18 protein-coding genes are annotated in these 19770 nt (G+C 72.3%); 4 read left to right on the top strand and 14 right to left on the bottom strand.

The window, feature by feature from the left end:
* Positions 1 to 158: 158 nt before the first annotated feature.
* The 3 genes from C1I93_RS03305 (at position 159) to C1I93_RS03295 (ending at position 3250) form a co-directional block, all read left to right on the top strand.
* The gene (locus C1I93_RS03305; RefSeq protein WP_111241711.1) at positions 159 to 1184 is read left to right on the top strand and encodes a LacI family DNA-binding transcriptional regulator; all 1026 of its coding nucleotides are present in this window, start codon (positions 159 to 161) and stop codon (positions 1182 to 1184) included.
* Positions 1185 to 1254: 70 nt separating this feature from the next.
* On the top strand, positions 1255 to 2205 hold the full coding sequence (locus C1I93_RS03300; RefSeq protein ID WP_111241710.1) for a glycoside hydrolase family 68 protein: 951 nt from the start codon (positions 1255 to 1257) through the stop codon (positions 2203 to 2205).
* A gap of 1 nt (position 2206) precedes the next feature.
* Complete coding sequence (locus tag C1I93_RS03295; protein ID WP_111241709.1) at positions 2207 to 3250, top strand: carbohydrate kinase family protein; 1044 nt, start codon at positions 2207 to 2209, stop codon at positions 3248 to 3250.
* 61 nt (positions 3251 to 3311) lie between these two features.
* On the opposite strand, the gene C1I93_RS03290 is transcribed toward C1I93_RS03295, so the two are convergent.
* A complete protein-coding gene (locus C1I93_RS03290; RefSeq protein WP_111241708.1) occupies positions 3312 to 4259 on the bottom strand; it encodes an NAD(P)-dependent alcohol dehydrogenase in 948 nt (315 codons plus the stop codon).
* Positions 4260 to 4343: 84 nt separating this feature from the next.
* Here C1I93_RS03290 and C1I93_RS03285 point away from each other — a divergent pair, with 84 nt between their 5' ends.
* Positions 4344 to 5054 carry a TetR/AcrR family transcriptional regulator gene (locus tag C1I93_RS03285; RefSeq protein ID WP_111241707.1) on the top strand — a complete coding sequence of 237 codons (711 nt, stop codon included), beginning with the start codon at positions 4344 to 4346 and terminating at the stop codon, positions 5052 to 5054.
* A 63-nt stretch (positions 5055 to 5117) separates the two neighbouring features.
* On the opposite strand, the gene C1I93_RS03280 is transcribed toward C1I93_RS03285, so the two are convergent.
* The 13 genes from C1I93_RS03280 to C1I93_RS03220 form a co-directional block, all read right to left on the bottom strand.
* Positions 5118 to 5555 carry a DUF4395 domain-containing protein gene (locus C1I93_RS03280; RefSeq protein WP_111241706.1) on the bottom strand — a complete coding sequence of 146 codons (438 nt, stop codon included), beginning with the start codon at positions 5553 to 5555 and terminating at the stop codon, positions 5118 to 5120.
* A gap of 203 nt (positions 5556 to 5758) precedes the next feature.
* Positions 5759 to 6199: a thioredoxin family protein gene (locus C1I93_RS03275; RefSeq protein ID WP_223256304.1), complete on the bottom strand. Its 441-nt coding sequence runs from the start codon at positions 6197 to 6199 to the stop codon at positions 5759 to 5761.
* 105 nt (positions 6200 to 6304) lie between these two features.
* Positions 6305 to 7432, bottom strand: a complete 1128-nt coding sequence (locus C1I93_RS03270) for an LLM class flavin-dependent oxidoreductase (protein WP_111241705.1) — start codon at positions 7430 to 7432, stop codon at positions 6305 to 6307.
* Between the two features lie 17 nt (positions 7433 to 7449).
* Positions 7450 to 8517 (bottom strand): LLM class flavin-dependent oxidoreductase, encoded by a 1068-nt coding sequence (locus tag C1I93_RS03265; RefSeq protein WP_111241704.1) that lies wholly within the window; start codon positions 8515 to 8517, stop codon positions 7450 to 7452.
* On the bottom strand, positions 8514 to 9866 hold the full coding sequence (locus tag C1I93_RS03260; RefSeq protein WP_111241703.1) for an NtaA/DmoA family FMN-dependent monooxygenase: 1353 nt from the start codon (positions 9864 to 9866) through the stop codon (positions 8514 to 8516). Before C1I93_RS03260 ends, C1I93_RS03265 begins: the two co-directional genes overlap by 4 nt.
* Before the next feature lie 17 nt (positions 9867 to 9883).
* Positions 9884 to 11092, bottom strand: coding sequence for an LLM class flavin-dependent oxidoreductase (locus C1I93_RS03255; RefSeq protein ID WP_111241702.1), 1209 nt, complete (start codon positions 11090 to 11092; stop codon positions 9884 to 9886).
* A gap of 11 nt (positions 11093 to 11103) precedes the next feature.
* Positions 11104 to 12726 carry a dipeptide ABC transporter ATP-binding protein gene (locus C1I93_RS03250; RefSeq protein ID WP_111241701.1) on the bottom strand — a complete coding sequence of 541 codons (1623 nt, stop codon included), beginning with the start codon at positions 12724 to 12726 and terminating at the stop codon, positions 11104 to 11106.
* Complete coding sequence (locus tag C1I93_RS03245; protein WP_111241700.1) at positions 12726 to 13613, bottom strand: ABC transporter permease; 888 nt, start codon at positions 13611 to 13613, stop codon at positions 12726 to 12728. The genes C1I93_RS03250 and C1I93_RS03245 overlap by 1 nt, the downstream gene beginning before the upstream one ends.
* 2 nt (positions 13614 to 13615) lie before the next feature.
* Positions 13616 to 14527 carry an ABC transporter permease gene (locus C1I93_RS03240; RefSeq protein ID WP_181444995.1) on the bottom strand — a complete coding sequence of 304 codons (912 nt, stop codon included), beginning with the start codon at positions 14525 to 14527 and terminating at the stop codon, positions 13616 to 13618.
* 25 nt (positions 14528 to 14552) lie between these two features.
* Positions 14553 to 16187 (bottom strand): ABC transporter substrate-binding protein, encoded by a 1635-nt coding sequence (locus C1I93_RS03235; protein WP_111241698.1) that lies wholly within the window; start codon positions 16185 to 16187, stop codon positions 14553 to 14555.
* Between the two features lie 44 nt (positions 16188 to 16231).
* Positions 16232 to 16771 (bottom strand): flavin reductase family protein, encoded by a 540-nt coding sequence (locus C1I93_RS03230; RefSeq protein WP_111241697.1) that lies wholly within the window; start codon positions 16769 to 16771, stop codon positions 16232 to 16234.
* A 26-nt stretch (positions 16772 to 16797) separates the two neighbouring features.
* On the bottom strand, positions 16798 to 17658 hold the full coding sequence (locus C1I93_RS03225) for a DUF1684 domain-containing protein (protein WP_223256303.1): 861 nt from the start codon (positions 17656 to 17658) through the stop codon (positions 16798 to 16800).
* A 683-nt stretch (positions 17659 to 18341) separates the two neighbouring features.
* Positions 18342 to 19577, bottom strand: a complete 1236-nt coding sequence (locus tag C1I93_RS03220) for an SfnB family sulfur acquisition oxidoreductase (RefSeq protein ID WP_223256302.1) — start codon at positions 19575 to 19577, stop codon at positions 18342 to 18344.
* Positions 19578 to 19770: the final 193 nt, after the last annotated feature.

Below are 19770 nucleotides of genomic sequence, written 5' to 3'. Positions count from 1 at the left end.
CTTGGGCTGTCAAGGATGAGTTGGCAACGGTCCGGAAACGACTGGTTCACAAGACGGACTCGACCGCCTCCGGCCACCCACCGACGAGCAGCCAAACGGCACGCCGCATCATGATGGGAGCAACTGCGGCACGAACGGACGCCGCGATCGGAGGACTCATGGGCCGCGATCGAGCCACCCTGGCCGATGTCGCCAGGCGGGCTGGACTGTCCAAGACCGCCGCGTCGATGGTGCTCAACGGGCGGGAGGGCACCCGGTTGTCCGCGGAGGCGCACCAACGTGTCTTCGCGGCGGCGGAGGAACTCGGATACCGACCCAACATCGCCGCGCGCAGCCTACGCACCCGCAAGACGGCCACCATCGCCTTCGTCTCCGACATCGTCGCCACCACCCGGTTCGCCGGCGGGCTCATCCGCGGCGCGCTGGACGCCGCGCGCGAGCGCGACCATGTCCTGCTGATCACCGAAACCCAGGGCGACGCGGCGTTCGAGCAGTACGCGATCGAGGCGATCCTCGACCGACAGGTCGACGGCGTGATCTACGCGGCCATGGCGACCCGCCGGCTGGTGGTGCCGCCGGCGATCCTCGGCGGCCCGGTGGTGCTGCTCAACGCCACCAGCTCGACGCAGCTGCCCTGCGTGCTTCCCGACGACCGGGGGGCGGGCGCGACGGTCGCCGAGGCGCTGCTCGCGCAGGGCCATCGGGACCGGATCGCGCTGATCGGTCGTAACCGGCAGAAGGAACGCGATCCGGAGATCTCCCTGGCGGCCGAGGCGCGGCTGGACGGCATCCGGGACACCCTCGCCGCCGCCGGCGTCACCCTGCTGACCGAGGTCTTCTGCCCCGAATGGCGACCGGAACACGGCTACGCCGCGACGCGTACGCTGCTGAGCCGGCCGGAGCGACCCAGCGCGATCATCTGCATGAACGACCGCCTCGCCTTCGGCGCCTACCAGGCGCTCGGCGAGTCCGGCCTGACGATTCCGGACGACCTCTCGGTGATCTCCTTCGACGACGACCCGATCGCGTCCTGGCTGCGGCCCGGGCTCACCACCGCCGCGCTACCGCACGAGCAGATGGGGCGCCGGGCGGTGGAGCTGCTGTTGGACGGCGAGGGCCAGGGCCCCGCGCTGGTGCCCATGCCGCTGCGCCGACGCCGGTCGATCACCGCCCCCGCCGGTTGAGCTGCACCGGCCCCGGTGCAGAGAAACTCGGGCTCGCGCGCTAAACCGATTTAGTGATACCTTGCCCGCCATGTTACGTCTGCCCGACCACTGGGTGTGGGACAGCTGGTACGCCCAGGACGACACGGGCCGGCAGCACGTGTTCTTCCTGCGTGCCTCCCGGGCCCTGCTCGACCCGCACCGTCGTCACCGCCGCGCCTCGATCGGCCATGCCGTCTCCACCGACCTGCGCTCCTGGCAGCTGGTCGCCGACGCGCTCGTGCCGGCCGACACCGGCTGGGACGACCTGGCCACCTGGACCGGCTGCACCGTACGCGGTCCGGACGGACGGTGGTACCTCTTCTACACCGGCGTCGGACGGGCGGAGGACGGGCTGGTCCAGCGGATCGGCCTGGCCGTCTCCGACGACCTGGTCACCTGGCACCGGCACGGCGACGGCCCCCTCGTGGAGGCCGACCCCACCTGGTACGAGCTACTCGACCGCGAGATGTGGTACGAGCAGGCGTGGCGCGATCCGTGGGTCTTCCCCGACCCGGACGGCGACGGCTGGCACATGCTGATCACCGCCCGCGCCAACCAGGGGCCGGCCGACGCGCGGGGCGTCATCGGGCACGCCACCTCGCCGGACCTGCTGAACTGGACGGTCCGCCCGCCGCTGTCCGCACCGGCCGGCTTCGGCCACCTCGAGGTACCCCAGGTCGCCGTGATGGACGGGCAACCGCTGCTGCTGTTCTGCACCAACGCCGTCGCCGCCGACCGCGGTGGCGAACACGATCTCTGGGTGGTGCCCGCGCCGACAGTGCAAGGTCCGTGGGACGTGGCCGCCGCCCAGCCGATCGCACAATCACACCTGTACGCCCCGCGGCTGGTCCGCGACGGCGACGGTTGGTCCCTGATCGGCTTCATCGACCACGTCGACGGTCAGTTCGTCGGTGAACTCAGCGACCCGATCCCGGTCCGCTACGAGCCCGGCACGGGTCTGGTCGCCCGGCTGACGGCGGCCACCACCACAGGTGCCTGAGATGGGGACGGCGGACACCCCGCCGGTGCGGGCCGAGGACGTGCCGGTGCCGGCCGAGGACGTGCCGCCGGCGGCAGCGACGCGGACGACCCCAACGCTGCCGGCGGCCGGACCGTCCGATGGCGCGTCGGTCACCGTGCTCGGCGAGGCCGTCGTGGACCTCGTCTCGGAGCCGGACGGCCGGTTCACCGCCCACCCGGGCGGCAGCCCGCTCAACGTCGCCGTCGGGCTGGCCCGCCTCGGCGTACCGACCGCGTTGCTCGCCCGCTTCTCCACCGCCCGGTTCGGCAGATGGCTGCGCGGGCACGCCGAGACCAACGGTGTCGACGTGCGCCACGCCGTGGACACCGACCACCCCGCCACCCTGGCGATCGCCTCGTTGGCCGGTGACGGTGTCGCCGAGTACGACTTCTACGTCGACGGCACCGCCGACTGGCAGTGGCGCGCCGAGGAACTGGCCCCGGCGCTCACCGGCCAGGGCATCCTGCACACCGGCTCGCTCGCGGTGTTCCGGTCCCCCGGCGCCGACCGGCTGGCCGCCGCGCTGGGCACCGCCCGGCAGCGCGGCGCGCTGGTGAGCCTCGACCCGAACATCCGGCCCGGCCTGGTCGGCACCCCCGACGAGGCCCGCGACCGGATCGACGGGCTGGTACGGCTGGCCCACGTGGTCAAGGCGAGCGAGGAGGACGTCGCCTGGCTCTATCCGGACCGGTCGATCGCGCAGGTGTTGCGGCACTGGCAGGATCTCGGCGTCGCGCTGGCCGTGGTGACCCTGGGCGCCGGGGGCGTGGTGGCCGCCTCCGGCACCCGGGAGTTCCGGCTGCCGGCACCTGTCGTGGACGTGGTGGACACCATCGGAGCCGGTGACTCCTTCACCGCCGGGCTGCTCGCCGGACTCAGCCGGGCCCCCGCCTGCTGGCCCGACGAGGAGATCGCCGCCGCGCTGCGGTACGCCGTGGAGGTCGCCGCCGTCACCTGCACCCGGGCCGGCGCGGACCCGCCGTACCGGCACGACCTGCCGGCGGCCGGGCGGCTGAGCAGCTGACCGTCTGCCCTCCCGGTCGTCGCCGACGGTCGTGGCCAGCTGTCGTCGCCGGCGGCGGGGCTCAGGGGCGTACCACGATGTTGCCGACCTTGTGGCCGGTGTCGACGCGGCGATGGGCCTCGACGATGCCGTCAAGATCGTGGGCCTGGTCGAGCACGACGGTGATCTCGTCGCGGGCGACGAGGCGGAGCAGGAACTCGAAGTCAGCGACCCGTTCGGGTGCCGCGCCGGCCACCACGTCGCCGCGGGCCCGGATGGTCTGCCCCAGGCTCGCGACGACGAGCAGCAGTCTGCCTCCGGTCCGCAGCAGCCGCCGACCGGAGTCGATCGACAGGTTGCCGACCGCGTCCAGCACCACGTCGAAGCGTTCGGTGCTGGCGGCGAGGCCGCCGTCGGCGTAGTCGATGACCCGCTCGGCGCCCAACCTACTGGCCAGTGCGTGGTTCGCCGTGCTGGTCACCGCGGTCACGGTCGCGCCGAGGTGCCTGGCGAGTTGGACGGCGTTCGTGCCAATCGCACCGGAGGCGCCATTGACCAGCACGGAGGTGCCGGGGCCCACGTTCGCCTTGTCGCGCAGGAAGAACAGCGCCGTGCTGCCGCCGAAGAGCAGCCCCGCGGCCTGCTCGTGGGTGACCTGGGTGGGCTTGCGGGCGAGCCGGTCGGCCCGCACCGCCACGTACTCGGCATGCGCGCCGAGCGCGACCCCGGTCATGCCGCACACCTCGTCACCGGGAGCCAGGCCACCGACCCCGGGGCCGAGTTGGTCCACCACACCGGAGAACGACCCGCCGAGAATCCCTCGGCGAGGTCGGCGCACGCCGAACATCAGCCGGGCCGGAACGCCGAACCCGGCCGGGAACCGCGCGCCCCGGATGCGCGAGTCGGCCGAGGTCACCGCCGCCGCCCTGACCCGCACCAGCACCTGGCCGGTACGCGGTCGCGGCCGGGCCACCTCGGCGACGCGTACCACCTCGGGTGCGCCGTATCGATCTGTCACTGCTGCCCTCACCAGGCTCTCCCTTACAGTCGTAAGTCTGGCTGGATGGTAGCCTTACGCCCGTAAGTCGGCAACCAGGAGTGGAGAACCCTCGTGATGGCGCGCCGTCCCGCTCTCACCCACGACCGGATCATCTCCGCGGCGGTCCGGGTCGCCGACCGGGGCGGCGTCGGCCAGGTGAGCATGCGCAACGTCGGCAAGGAACTCGGCGTCGAGGCGATGTCGCTCTACCACCACCTCGCCGGCAAGGACGCGCTGCTCGACGGCCTGGCGGACTGGATCTTCACCCAGATCGAGTTGCCCGAACCGCAGCGACCGTGGCGTCAGGCGATGGCCGAGCGGGCCGAATCGAGTCGCCGGGTCCTCTCCCGGCACCCCTGGGCCCTGGGCCTCATCGAGTCGCGCCGCTCCCCCGGGGCGGCTCTGCTCCGGCACCACGACACGGTCCTCGCCTGCCTGCGGCGCAACGGTTTCTCGATCGCCCTGGCCTCCCACGCGTTCTCCGCGATCGACGCCTACGTGTACGGCTTCGTGCTCACCGAACTCAACCTCCCGTTCGACGCCGACGAGGGGGCCGAAGGGCTCGTCGACGAGATCCGGTCCGCGCTGCCGGCCGGCGAGTACCCACACCTGGTAGAAATGATCACCCACCAGGTGCTGGGCCGGAACTACCGCTACGCCGACGAGTTCGGCTTCGGCCTCGACCTCATCCTCGACAGCCTCGAACGGCACCGGAAGAGCGACGGCGACGGGCACCTGCCGGCCCGGTCAGCAGCCGGCCCGAAGCCGGCCCGGTCAGGAGCCTGACAGCGACCGGCCGGGAGGCGGCCGGCCGCCGCCCCAGTCAGGAGCCGGCCGGAACCCGGGCGGTCAGGAGCCAGCCGGAACCCGGGCCGCGAGCGGCCGGCCGAGTAGCCGACGCAGGGCCAGATAACCCAGGCAGCCAAGGCAGAGGTCGAAGGCGGCGTTGAGGAACGCGGCGGCCAAGGCCGCGCCGGTCGCCGCCAGCGCCAGCACCGGCACCCCGGCGAACTGACCGACAAGTGCCACTCCGATGAAGATCAGGCCGACCACCTGCGCGAACCGGACCGGAGCGGCCGGCTCCAGCTCGGTGGGCGGAGTGAGCCGAGGTGCCAGAATCAGGCGGTAGAGCAGACCGTACGGGCCGAGGCGCGGATTGGCCGCGGTGATCGCGAAGACCACCGCCTGCACGATCAGCAGCGGGGTTCCGCCACCGAGCAGGGCAACGGCGAGTACGCCGGTGGTGATGGCGGCGGCGAAGCGGGGCGCGCGAGGGTCGATGAGCATGGTGTTTCCTGATGTTCAGGCCGGCCGGCGGTGGCCGGAACCGGCGGAGGACTGGGTGTGTGGGCAGTCAGCGGGGCGAGCGGACCGGTGCAGCGAAGCGGGATGGGTACAGGCGGTTCAGCGGTGACCGGCGGCGAGGCGACAGAGGCTGGTCGCCAGCCGACCGTGGTCCACCGCTCGACGGCGGGTCAGGGCCACCGTCTTCACCGGGGCATCCCCGTGGTCAACTCCCGCACCGCAGCGGTGAGTTCCGCGGCGTCCGGCACCCCGGACACCCGCCGGGCGATCCGACCATCGCCGTCCACCAGCAGCACTGTCGGGGTACGCCACACGTCCAGCGCGCGGGCGGCGGCCAGATGCCGCTCGGCATCCACCTCCAGCAGGCGTACCCCGTCGACCGTGCGACCGACCCGCTCCAGGACCCGCCGAGTGGCCTGGCATGGCGCGCAGACCGCCGAGGAGAACTGCACCAGCACCGGCGCGCCGGTGGTGACACCGAGGCCGGCGAGCGCGGCGGACGCACCGGCGGTGGGTCCTGCCGCGGTGATCCGCCCGTCGCGACGGCGGTGCCACAGGCCGACGGCGGTAGCCACCACCAGCACGCCGGCCACCACCGCCAGCCCGGTCAGCGAGAGATCGTGCACGGCTCTAACCTGCCACAACGCGACGGCCGGCACCTCGGCCGAGCGGGCGAGTTGTTAATAGGGGGCCCTTCCTCTACACCAGGCGTTAACAGGGGGACCCTCCTTTCATCCGGGCCAGTGTTTGGCGAGGAGTTCGTAGGAGGTGAGGCGGTCGGCGGGGTCGTGGGTGATGGTGGTGATCAGGAGTTCGTCGGCGCCGGTGACGTCGCGCAGGGTGCGCAACTGGTCGGTGACCTTCTCCGGCGCGCCGACGAACTGGGTGTCCACCCGGTCGGCTACCAGTTCCTGATCGGCCGCCGTCCAGGGTTGCGTGGCGACCTCATCGGGGTGGGGAAACGGGATGGCGCCCGCGCCGGTACGGATGCTGCGGACCCAGGTCGGGTACGGCGTGGCCAGCCGCCGAGCCGCCTCGTCGGTGGCGGCGACCACCACGTCCGCGGAGACGATCACGTACGGGTGGGCCAGTGCCGCCGAGGGCTGGAACGCGGCCCGGTACGCGGCCACCGCGTCGAGCACGGTGGCCGGGCTGACGTGGTAGTTCGCCGCGAAGGGCAACCCCAGCACGCCGGCGAGCTGCGCGCTCTCCCCGCCGCTGCTGCCCAGCAGCCAGACCTGCAGGTCGGTCCCCTCCCCCGGCACGGCGTGCGCGTCCAGGCCGTCGGCGTCGCGGTAGTCGCCCCGGATCAGGGCCAGGATGTCGGCGACCTGGTCGGCGAAGGGTGGCGGCACCGCGCCGGGCTGGTGCAGCAGGGCGCTGGCCTGGGCGAAGCGCGGCGAGGCGAGCACCCGCGCGTACGCGAACGGTGGCGGGATCAGCAGGCCGTCGACCACCTGGGCCGGGACGGCCGGCGCGGACACGGGTGCCGGTGGCGGCGTACCCGCCTCGATCCGGCGCTGACCGGAGCGGCCCAGGCCGAGATCGATGCGGCCCGGGTACAGGGTGGCGAGCGTGCCGAACTCCTCCACCACGGACAGCGCGGTGCGGTGGCCCACCTGGACCGCGCCGGAGCCGACCCGGATGGTCCGGGTGGCGGCGGCCACCTGCCCGATGAGCACCGCGGGCGCGGAACTGGCCACCCCGCTGGCGAGGTGGTGTTCGGCGAGCCAGTACCGCTGGTAGCCGAGGTCCTCGACGCGGCGGGCCAGCTCGACGGTGGCGCGCAGGGCGTCGCCGACGCCACGTCCGGCGGAGACGGGGGCGAGGTCGAGCACGGACAGCGGGGTGGGTGACATGGCGCTCCCGTTCGGGTTCAGACCGCCGCGCGGGCGGTCGACGGAACGTGCAGGGGACGGCTGGGGATCTCCCGGCGCAACACCGGCGCGATCTCGGACTGGAAGAGGTGCAGGCTGGCCCGGTGCTGGGCGTCGGTGAGCCCGTCGCGGTCGGCCGACAGGTGGATCACCTCGTGGCCGAGTTCGCCGTGGTAGCGCAGCACCTTGTCGATGATCTGCTGCGGGCTGCCGACCAGCAGCGAGCTGCGGGCGACGGCGTCCTCCAGGGTCGGGAAGACCGGCTCGACGCCGAGGCGGCGGAACGCGGCCAACCGCGCCAGGTAGATCGGCCGATACGTCTCGATCGCCTCCTGTGAGGTGCGGGCGACGTAGAAACCGGCGGTGCCGGCACCGACGAGCGCGTCGGCCGGATCGTGGCCGTAGTGCGCCCACCGCTCGCGGTAGTGCCTGACCAGTTCGGCGTACGGTTCGACCGGGTTGGTGACGTTGGCGGAGAAGATCGGGTCGCCGTGCCGGGCGGCGAGGTCTACCGAGTCCCGACTGGTGGCGCTGCCGTGCCAGACCCGGATCGGCTGTTGCAGCGGGCGTGGCCAGGTCTCGGCCTCGGTGAGTGCCGGTCGGTAGCGGCCACTCCAGGTCACCTTCTCCTCCCGCCAGAGTCGGCGGAACAGTTCGTAGCCCTCGCGGTTGCGGTCCCACTGGTCGTCGGGCGTGACGTGGAACAGTTGGGCCTGGGCGCTGCCGTTGCCCTTCCCGATGATCAGTTCGAGTCGGCCGCCGGAGAGATGGTCGAGGGTGGCGTAGTCCTCGTACGCGCGTACCGGGTCGAGCAGGCTCAGCGTGGTCACCGCGGTGAACAGCCGGATCCGGCTGGTCCTGGCCGCGATGTGGCTGAGCACCACCGGCGGTGAGGAGGAGATGAAGGGGCGCTCGTGCCGTTCGCCGACGCCGAAGCCGTCGAAGCCGAGCTCCTCGGCGAGCACGGCGGCGTCGACCACCTCCCGGAACCGTTCGGTGGTGCTGGGCAGGCGGCCGGTGACCGGATCGGGAAGATGGGTGATGAGCGTGATGAGCAGGAACTTCATGCCGCCACCACCGGCAGGGGCCGGGCCGCCGGCAGGCCGAGGTGCTCGCGCAGCGTGGTGCCGGTGTATTCGGTGCGGAACACACCGCGGTCCTGGAGTAGCGGGACCACCCGGTCGACGAACTCGTCGAGGCCGCCCGGGGTCAGGTGCGGCACCAGGATGAACCCGTCGGCGGCATCGGTCTGCACGAAGTGGTCCATGCTCTCGGCGACGTGCTGCGGGGTGCCGATGAAGGACTGCCGCCCGGTCACCTCGATGATCAGGTCCCGGATGCCGAGCTTCTTCGCCTCGGCCAGCGCCCGCCACCGGCGGGCGGTGACTATCGGGTCGTCGGTGAGCCGGGTCCGGCCCTTGATGATCGAGTCGTCGTCGGGGCGCGGATCCTCGGCGGGTAGTGGGCCGTCCGGGTCGTAACCGGACAGGTCCCGGTTCCACACCTGCTCGAGCAGCAGGATCGCGGTCTGCGGGGAGACCTGTTGGCGGCGGATGTGGTGGGCCCGCTCCTGGGCCTCGGCGGCGGTGTCGCCGAGCACGAAGGTCACCCCCGGAATGATCTTCAGGTGGTCGGGCTCGCGGCCGTAGCGGGCCAGGCGTGACTTGACGTCGCGGTAGAACTGCTGGCCGTCCTCCAGGGTGCCGTGCCGGGAGAAGATCGCGTCCGCGCTGGACGCGGCGAACTCGCGGCCCTCCGGTGAGTCGCCGGCCTGGAGGATCACCGGGTGCACCTGCGGGCTGCGGGGCACGGTGAAGTGCCCGGCGATGTCGAACTGGTCGCCGTGATGGGCGAAGGCGCCGGCGTCGGCCGGGTCGAGGTAACGCCCGGCGGCACGGTCGGCCACCACCGCGTCGGGCGCCCACGACTCCCACAGCTCGCGGGCGGTCTGGACGAACTCGGCCGCCCGCTGGTAGCGCAGCGACCGGTCCAGGTAGCCGCCGCGACGGAAGTTCTCCCCGGTGAACGCGTCCGAGCTGGTGACCACGTTCCAGGCGGCCCGGCCGCCGGAGAGGTGGTCCAGGCTGGCCAGTTGCCGGGCCAGTTCGTACGGCTCACGGAAGGTGGTGTTCAGGGTGCCGGCCAGTCCCAGGTGGGTGGTGACGCCGGCGAGCGCGGCCAGCACTGTCAACGTGTCCGGTCGACCGACCACGTCCAGGTCGTGGATCTGGCCCCGCTGCTCACGCAACCGCAGCCCCTCGGCGAGGAAGAGGAAGTCGAACTTTCCCCGCTCGGCGGTGCGGGCCAGGTGCACGAAGGAGGCGAAGTCGATCTGGCTGCCGGAGGCGGGATCGCTCCACACGGTGGTGTTGTTCACGCCGGGAAAGTGCGCGGCGAGGATGATCTGCTTGGGCATGGCGGCTCTCCTGACGGTCACGCGGGCGACGGGGCGGCGTAGCGGTTCACCGGTTCGGGCAGACCGAGCAGGTCGCGCAGGGTGCCGCCGGGATAGCGGTGCCGGAACAGCCCGCGGTCACGCAGCGCCGGCACGAGCGCCCGGACGATCGTGGTGAGATCGTCGGGCAGCACTGCGGGGCGCAGCCGGAAGCCGTCCACGCCGGCCCGGTGCCAGTCGGCGACCAGGTCGGCCAGCAGCGCCGGGGTGCCGGTGAAGATGGCCGCGTCCGAGGCGTGCTCCGTGTCGTCGAGGTCGTCGAGCCGGTCACGCCGCCGACGGGCCAGGGTGGGCGTCTCGTCGAGCACGACCCCCAGGTCGGCGAGGATCCGCAGCGGCGGGCCGGTACGACCGGCGGCGACCTCCGCCGCGCGTACCTCGGTGACGATCTCGGCGGCCTGCCCGGCGTCGGCCGGCGTGACGAAGACGATGTCGGCCTGCCCGGCGGCGAAGGCGTACGCGGTCGCCGCGTGGGCCAGCACGGCGACCGGCGGCTGCCCCTGCGGCGGCCGGGGCACGATGGACGGCCCCTTGACCGAGAACCACCGCCCGGTGAAATCGATGTAGTGCAGCCGGTCCCGGTCGATGAACCGGCCGGTCGCCACGTCCCGGATCACCGCATCGTCCTGCCAGCTGTCCCAGAGCCAGCGGACCACCTCGACCGCGTCGGTGGCCTCGGCGAACAGCTCGTCGACGAGGCGTACGGTGGCTGGTTCGTCGAGCCGGTGCGGGTCGAAGCCCGGGATGTCGCGGCGGCCGAAGTGCCGGGCCTCGGCGGACGTCCCGGAGACCCGGGGTCGCCAACCGGCCCGCCCACCGCTGACGTGGTCGAGGGTGGCCACGGCGGTGGAGAGGTGGAACGGCTCGGTGTGCGTGACGCTCGTCGTCGGCACCAGACCGATGTGTCGGGTCGACGGGGCGATCCGGGCGGCGATCTGGACCGCGTCCAGCCGCCCGCGTAGCTGGTCGGTGCGGCCGTCGGGACCGTCGGGACGCGACGACTGCAGGGCGAGGCTGTCCTCGATGGTGAGCAGGTCGAGCGTGCCGCGTTCGGCCTCGGCCGCCAGCCCGCTCCACCAGTGGGCGTGCAGTGGTGCGGTGGGCTCGGCGCAGGAGAGCCGCCAGGCGGCGGGATGCCAGCCGAGACCGTCGAGGGCGACGGCGAGGTGCAGGGTGGGGTCGGACACGAGCGGACCTCCTACGGTCGGCCGGTGGTGACGAGCGCCGGCAACGCGGCGAGCAGTGAACGGGTGTAGTCGTGGCGGGGGTAGGTGAAGACGTCGCCGACCGGTCCCTGCTCGACCACCGCGCCGTCGGCCATCACCAGCACCCGGTCGGCGAGGTGGTGCACCACCCCCAGGTCGTGCGAGATGAACAGCAGGGCGGTGCCGTCGGCGGCGCGCAGGTCGGCGAGCAGGTCGAGGACCTGGGCCTGCACCGAGACGTCGAGCGCGGAGACCGGCTCGTCGCAGATGATCAGGCTGGGTCGGGTGGCGATGGCGCGGGCGATGGCGACCCGCTGCCGCTGCCCGCCGGAGAGCGCCCGGGGATGGCGGCCCAGCAGGTTCCGGTCAAGCCCGACCCGGTGCAGCAGCTCGACGACGTGGTCGGTCCGGTCGGCTCGGGAGATGTCCGGGTCGAGGTTCTCGGCGATCACCCGCTGCACGTTCCACCGAGGATCGAACGAGCCGAGCGGATCCTGGGAGATCACCTGAAGCTGGCGACGCAACGGCCGGCGGGTGCGTTCCGCCACCGAAGTCCAGGGTGTCCGCTCGAAGGCGACCGTGCCCTCGTCCGGCTCCAGCAGGCCGGCCACGATCCGGGCGACGGTGCTCTTACCCGAGCCGGACTCGCCGACCAGGCCGAGGGTCTCGCCCCGCCCGATGGTGAAGCCGACGTCGCGCACGACCGTGTGGTCACCGTACCGCTTGGTCAGGCCGGTCGCGGTGAGGACGGTGTCGCCCCGCCGGACCTCGGGGCGGGCGGGCAGTGCCGTCCGCGCGGGCCCGGTGGTGGCGCTGAGTCGTCGGCCGCGCGACGACGCCGACGGGACGGCGTCGAGCAGTTGCCGGGTGTACGGGTGCTCGGGTGCGCGCAGCAGCCGCTCGGTGGGCCCCTGCTCGACGACACGGCCGTCCCGCATCACCAGCACCCGGTCGGCGATCTGGGCGACCACCGCCAGGTCATGGCTGATCAGCAGCAGGCTCAGCCCGGCGGCGCGGCGTTCGGCGAGCAGCGCCAGGATCTGCGCCTGGACGGTGACGTCCAGGGCGGTGGTGGGTTCGTCGGCGATCAGCAGCGCCGGCTCCCCGGCCAGGGCCGAGGCGATCAGCGCGCGCTGTCGCAGGCCGCCGGAGAGCTGGTGCGGGTGCTGCCGGGCCCGGCGTTGCGGTTCCGGCACGTGCACCAGGTCCAGCAGATGTCCGACCCGACCGGCGCGTTCGGAGCGCCGCACGATCTCGTGAGTGGCCAGCACCTCGGCGATCTCGGCGCCGACGGTACGCAGCGGGTCGAGCGAGACCAGGGCGTCCTGGAGCACCAGCCCGGCCACCCGGCCGCGGACCTGCCGCCAGTCACGGGGCCGGTGGGCCCGCACGTCGGTGCCGGCCAACTCCAGGCGGGCGGCCCGGATCCGGGCGTCCCGGCCGGCGAGGCCGACCAGCGTACGGGCGGTGACGCTTTTGCCGGAGCCGGACTCCCCGACGATCGCCACACATTCACCGGCGGCGACGGTGAGGTCGATCCCCCGCACGGCGGCCACCTCGCCGGTCGGGGTGTCGAAGGTGACGTGCAGATCCTCGACCGAGACCAGGTCGCCCATCAGCGGTGCCGCCCGTCGAGTCGGGCCTGCCAGTGCCGGCCGAGGACGGTCAGCGACACCACTGTCGCGGTGACCGCGAGGCCCGGCAGGATGGTGATCCACCAGGCGATATGCAGATAGTTGCGGCCTTCGGAGAGCATCGCGCCCCACTCCGGTGACGGTGGTTGCGGTCCCATGCCGAGGAAGCTGAGACCGGCGGCGATGAGGACCGCCTCGCCAAGCCCGATCACGGCGAGCACCGGGATCGGGCCGATCGCGTTCGGCAGGATGTGCCGCAGCACCAGACGGGGGCGGGACAGTCCGAAGGTGACGGCCTGTTCGACGTAGCCGGAGCGGCGGACCAGCTGGGTCAGGCCCCGGACCACCCGGGCGTGACGGGGCAGGGTGACCAGCCCGATGGCGATGATCAGGCTGACCGTGCCGGGACCGGTGATCGCGATGAAGAGCATCGCCAGCAGCAGGGTGGGAAACGCCGACAGCGCGTCGAGGGTACGGCTGAGCGTCTCGTCCGCGATCCGGTGACTGAGTCCGGCGAGCAGGCCGAGCAGCACCCCGCCGGTGACCGCGACGGCGGTCGCGGCGACCGCGATGGTGATCGAGTGCCCGGCACCGTGCACCACCCGGGTCCACACGTCGCGGCCCAGGTTGTCGGTGCCGAACCAGTGGCTGCCGTCTGGTGCGGCCAGCACGTTGAGCGGATCGGCGGCGAGCGGATCACCGGGTGCCAGCGCCGCCGGCCAGAGCACCGCGACCAGCAGCACCGTCAGGTACGCCCCGGCGGCGATCAGCCCGATCCGGAGCCGTCGGCGGCGGGTGGCTGCCGCCGCCCGTTCGGTGGTGGAGGTGAACGTGGCGCCGGCCGGGACGCCGTCCAGGGTGACGGTCATGGTCAGCTCCTTCGCAGTCGCGGATCGATGACCAGCGACACCAGGTCGGCGGCGGTGTTGACCACCACGTAGACGGCGGCCGAGAGCGTCACCACGGCCAACACCACAGGCATGTCCTTGCTGGTCACCGCGTTGAGGGTGACCTGACCCAGGCCGGGCCGGCCGAACACCTGCTCGATGATGACGGCGCCACCGAGCAGGGTGCCGAACAGCCAGCCGGCGAGGGTGACCGCCGGCAGCAGAGCGTGCCGCAGCGCGTGTCGCGCCAGCACCACGCGTTCGGTCAGGCCACGGGAGCGCGCGGTGAGCACGAACGGTTCGTCAAGCGCCCGGTCCACGCCGTCGCGGAGCACCTGGGCGAGCAGTCCGGCGATCGGCAGGGCCAGGGTGATCGTCGGCAGCACCAGTGCGCGCAGGTCCGCGCCGCCGGCGACGGGGAAGAGTCCGAACCGGAACGACAGCACGCTGAGCAGCACCAGTCCGATCAGGAACGACGGGGTGGAGACCAGCAGCAGTTCGGTGCCGGAACTGAGCCGGCGCAGCCAGGGCCGCCGGTCACCGGCGGTGACCACAGCGATGATCAACGCCAGCAGCACGCCGAGCGTCGCGGCGGCGACCGAGAGGATCAGCGTCGGGGCGAGCTGTTCGCCGATCACCTCGGCCACCGGTCGTTGCAACAGGTAGGACCGGCCCAGGTCGCCGTGCACCAGCCGCCACAGGTAGTCCAGGTACTGCACGACGGCGGGCCGGTCCAGGCCCCATTCGGCGATGATGTCGGCCCGGATCTGCGGGGTGTCCACCCCATCGCCGATCAGCGTGTCGACGGTGTCCCCGGGAGCGGCCAGCAGCGCGAGATACGCGGTGGTGGCCGCCACCCAGAGGACCACCACCCCGGCGGCGACCCGGCGAAGCACGGACCGTAGTGGCGGGCGTCCCACGTCACTTCCCGATCCACAGGTCGTACGCGCTGGCCGGCACCCCGGCGGTGGGTTCGAACCGCACCCCGCCGACCGTGGTGCTGGCGGCGATCTGGTCGGCGGGAGCGTAGAGCGGCAGCACCAGCGCCTGCTCGGCGACCACCAGCTGTTGCAGTTCGGCGTAGATGCGGGCCCGCTCGGCCAGGTCCGCGCTGGCCTGGCCCTGCTCCAGCAGTTTGTCGATGCCCGGGTCGTTCACCTGGATCCGGTTGATCCCACCCCCGGAGTGCAGCAGCAGATTCAGCGCCGCACCGGCGTCGGTGTCGGCCCGGGAGTTCTCGAAGACCTCGTAGGAGTTGTTGTCGAAGGCCTCCTGGGCGGTGCCCTGGTCGACCAGGCTGACCTTGAGGTCGATGCCGGCGCTCTGCTTGACGGCGGCCTGCACGGCCTGGGCGAGCACGTCGCGGCGGTCGCGGACGAAGGGTGCGGACTGGAACAGCCGGACGGTGAGGCGGCTGCCGTCCTTGACCCGGTAGCCTTCGGCGTCGCGCTGCGTCCAGCCGGCCTGGTCGAGCAGGCTGTTGGCCTTGGCCGCGTCCCCGCCGTAGCTTGCTTCGAGGCGCTTGTCGTAGAACGGGCTGGCCGGGCTGACCAGGCTCCAGGCGCGAGTGGCGGTGTCCCGGTAGACGGAGGTCAGCAAGGTCGGCACGTCGACGGCCTCGCGGAACGCCTGCCGGACCCGCAGGTCGTCGAAGGGCGGGCGGGACACGTTGAAGTAGTACGAGAAGGCGGAGCCGGAGTTGAGTTCGCGGATCAGCCGCAGCTGCGGGTTGCCGTCGATCAGCGGCACGTCGGTGGCGGGCACCCCCTCCACGAGCTGCACCTGCCCGGAGGTGAGCGCGCCGATGCGGACGGCGGACTCCTTCAGGAACCGGTAGGTGATGCCGTCGAGGTGCGCCGGGCCGGTGTGGTCGGCCGTCGGCGGGGCCCAGTCGTACGCCGGGTTGCGCTTGTAGTGCAACTCCTGGCCGGGGACGTAGCGGTCGAGGATGAACGGGCCGGTGCCGACCACGTCGAGCCCGCCGGCCTTCAGGTTCGCCGCCTCCCGCAACGACTTCGGCGAGACCTGGGCACCCTGCGGGGAGGCGAGGAAGTCCAGGATCAGCACGTCCGGTGCGGTCAGCACCAGGCGTACGGTGCGGGGGTCGACCACCTCGACGCCCTTGAGGTTGCGCAGTTGCACGGCGGCGACACCGGGGGCGTACCCCTGCTCGCGGAGCTTGTCGAAGTTCGCCTTGACCGCCTCGGCGTCGAACGGGGTGCCGTCGGTGAAGGTGACCCCGTCGCGCAGGGTCAGGGTGTAGGTGAGCCCGTCGGCACTGGCCTGCCAGCCGGTGGCCAGCCAGGGCACCAGGGCGCCCTGGTCGTCGTAGGTGAGCAGGGACTCGAAGCTGTTCCACACCAGCAGCCGGGCTTTGGCCTGGGCGTACTGATGTGGGTTGAGGGTGAGAGGTTCGGTCTCGATCGCCCAGGTCAGGGTGCCCCCTGAGCGGGGCTGACCGGCCGCGCCGGCGGGCGCGGTGGTGGCCGTGGTGGAGCAGCCGGCGGCGAGCAGCAGGATCGGTATGGCGAGGGCGGACAACCGGCGGGCGAGCATGGCGGGGTCTCCTGTCAGGCGGGCGGGGGTGCGGCGGTTCCTGGTCACGCGACCGCGCGGGAGACCCATGCCTCGGTCGCCGATTCCAGACCGGTGTAACGGCCCCGGTGGTAAAGCAGCGGGGTGCCGACGTCCGCCCGGCGGATCAGTTCCGGTTCGGCCAGCACGATGGCGTGGCTGCCGACCGTCACCCGGTCGATCACCCGGCAGAGCAGCCAGGCGAGCGTGCCGTCCAGGATGGGCACTCCCTGCGGGCCGGTACGCCAGCGGGTCGGTGCGGCGAACCTGTCGATCCCGCTGGTGGAGAAGGTGTTCGCCAGTTCGCTCTGGTGGTGGGCCAACAGGTGTACGCCCACGTGCCGGGTGCCGGCCACGGTGGGCCAACTGGACGATCCGGTGTTCAGGCAGAACGAGACGACGGGCGGTGACAGCGACACCGAGGTGAAGGAGGTGGCGGTGAAGCCGACCGCCGGCGCTCCGGGTGCGGTGACCACGGTGACGGTGCTGGCCTGGTGGCGCAGCAGGTTGCGGATCTCCTCGGCGTCGGCGTCGACGGCCGAGAGGTTGTCGATGGACGAGGGCATGCGGTCCTCCCGGGGGTTGGAAGTGGCTAGGCCAGCCGCTCGTACGGGGTCTTCTCGCCGGCTTCGACCGCGATCGGCAGCCGGTTCTCGGCCGGCGGCAACGGGCAGGTGGCGAAGTCGGTGTAGGCGCACGGCAGGTTCGTGGCCCGGTTGAAGTCGAGCGTCACCCGACCCTGGTCGTCGGGCGGATCGATGGTCAGGGCCCGGTTGGCGGCGTAGGTCGTGACGCCGGAGGTGGCGTCGGTGAAGAGCACGAACAGGCTGCCGGGGGTGCGGCCGTTGAACGCGGTCAGCCGCAACGGTCGGCCATCCACGATGAACTCGACCTGGCCGGGCGCGTCGTAGACGTGTTGTAGTCCCTCCACGGCGGCACCCACGGTGGTGGGTCGAGGACTGTCGTACGGCAGGAATCGTCCGGTCAGGGCCCAGTGGGTGCTCGGCGGGTAGGTAGGCGTGCCACGGAAGCCGGTGAGCAGGGGATTCTCCGGGCGACGCGGGCGCAGGATGTCATGCCCACCGCGGCGGGCGACCTCCAGCACCCCGCCGTCGATGCCGACGGTCACCCCGCCACGTTCGGCGATCGGGCCGAACTCGTGCCCTCCGGTGACCGGCTGGCCGTCGACGGTCAGCCGCTCGCCGTCGGCCAGTTCGACGACCACGCCGCCCGGACCGGTGTGCCACCGGCCGGGCAGGTCGGCGAAGCGTTCCGGTCGCTCGGTGAGCCAGTGCAGCCCGGTCACGGCGAGGAAGCCGTGCGGGTCGGCGAGGGCCTGCTGGTGCGCGCGGTGCCACAACTGCCACTGGCGGACGAAGGCGTCGTCGGCGGCGGGGTCGGTCAGGGTCGGCTCGACGGCCGGTACGGTACGGGACATCTCGGATCCCTCCATCTGATGTGGATGGTTGGTGATCGATGACGGCGGGCAGCGGGGCGCCCGCGCTGGCGCCGCCGCAGCGAAGAGATCCGACCGCGCCGGTGCCGTCGGAGCGGAACGATCCGGCGTCGACCTACCGGGCTCTACCCAGGCGGGATCGAGCCGCGGCACAGGGCGCACGGCGGCATCGGCGGATCGCGGTGGAATCAGCGAGGTCTGTCGCGACGGTGGGCGACAGTGCCCACGCCTGGCGCTCACCCGGTAGAGGGTGAGGTGCGCGACGGTTCAGACGACGGGGTCGCTCGGCGGCGACGTCGGACTCAACAGGCGCTGCTGCACACCCGGAGGAAGTCGACGAAGCGGCGCCGGATGAGACGCGTGCTTCGGTGCATGCCAGGACCGTAACGTGAGGTGGCCGCGCCGTCACCCTCGCTGTGATCGTGTTCACAGTGCCTCTCCCCCTCCCTCGACAGGTATCCAGCCGCCCGCCAGAGATCGGTCTGCGGTGACCGATCCGCGCTTGACCTGGACCGACGCGCCATCACTGGGCCGGCGAACGCGCATCCTGTCCGGGAACTCAAACCCTACTGAGCCGGTGGGTTATATGGGTATTGTGAACCCAGCAGCCGACCGTGACAAGGAGGTGACACCTTTGTCGATCCGTCCACTCCGGGCCGGCCGCTACCGGCAGGTGCCGATCAGAGCTGGCCGTGCCGTGGCGGCGGGGTGCCGTCGAGCAGCCAGCGACCGACATGTTGGATCTTCCAACGCACCGGATCGTGCAACGTATGGGTCCGCGCGTCCCGCCAGTACCGGGACAGGTTCAGCGAGTCCGCGGCCGTCCGGGTGCCGCCGAGTTCGAACAACGCCGACGCCACCTCCACCGATCCCCGCGCGCTGGCGACCTTCGCGATCGCGGTGGCGATCGAGGCACGCGCGGTGCTGTCGTCGGTGAGCGCCGCCTCGGTCGCGTCGATCGCGGCCGCCGCCTCCCGCAGCAACGCCTCGGCGCCCCGGACCAGGATCTCCAACTCGCCGGCCTGCTGGACGAGCAGGGGTTCCGCACCGGCCCGGTCCGCACCGGACTCGAACCACGGGCGGGCCCGGGCCACCTGGACCACTGCGGCGTCCAGCGCGCCCCGGGCGATGCCGGCGTCCAGCGCGGCGTGCAACACCTGCGCCCGGGCGCCATAGGTGGTCGGCCTGGTGAAAATCGGCGAGTACGGCACCACCTGCGCCTCGTCGACCAGCACCTCCTTCAGCAGCACCGTGCCGCTGGCGGTGGTCCGCTGCCCCATCCCGTCCCAGTCATCGCGCACCGAGACGCCCGGAGTGTCCCGGCGCAGATAGGCGAGCACCTTGACCGCCGGCCCGGCCGTCGGACCGTGCCCCGCCGCCGTAACGGGTGCTCCGGTCGGGTCGGTCAACACGGCACGGACCACCAGCCAGTCGGCGAACAGCGCGCCGGTGCTGTAGAACTTCTCGCCGTGCAGCACGTAGTCGCCGCCCGAGCGGGGGCGCAGCGTGGTGGCGTCGTCGGCGGCGGTGCGTCCACCACGCTCGGATTGCGCGTTGGCGAAGCGCTGCCCGGCCAACGCCGCGTCGAAGTACCGCCGCTGCTGCTGCTCCGTCCCCTGCAACCGCAGCGCCTGCAGGAAGACGACGTGACTGTGTGGGATCTGGGCCAGGCTGGCGTCCGCCGCGGCCAGCGTCCGGAACACCTCGGTCAGTGTGGTGACCGAGACGTCGGCCCCACCGAAGGCGGCCGGCACCGTGATCCCCAGCAGTCCGGAGGCGGACAGCTCGGCGAGTTCCGCCTCGGGCAGACGACGCTCCCGGTCCCGGTCGGCGGCGTGTTCGGCGAACGAGGTGGCCAGCTTCCGGGCGACCTCGACAGCCTCCTCGTCGGTACGGATCACACGGGTCGTCGACACGGGCCACCCACCCTCAGCCACGGCGCAGTCGATCATCGCTGACCAACGGCACCCTTCTCCTACTTACCAGATAGGCTTAGTGTCCGCCCGAGCGAAACCGCCGTCAATCGCCCACGGCCCGGCACGCAGCCCCACGGTCAGCCGACGACACGCTCGGCGGTGGCGCTGCGTGGGGTGGGGATCGTGGGGGTGG

Origin of the sequence: Micromonospora endophytica (assembly GCF_003236305.1) — a bacterium.
GTDB classification, from domain to species: Bacteria; Actinomycetota; Actinomycetes; order Mycobacteriales; family Micromonosporaceae; genus Micromonospora; species Micromonospora endophytica.
Note: the sequence above shows the minus strand (reverse complement) of the source record. Positions and strands in the feature narration are given on the sequence as shown.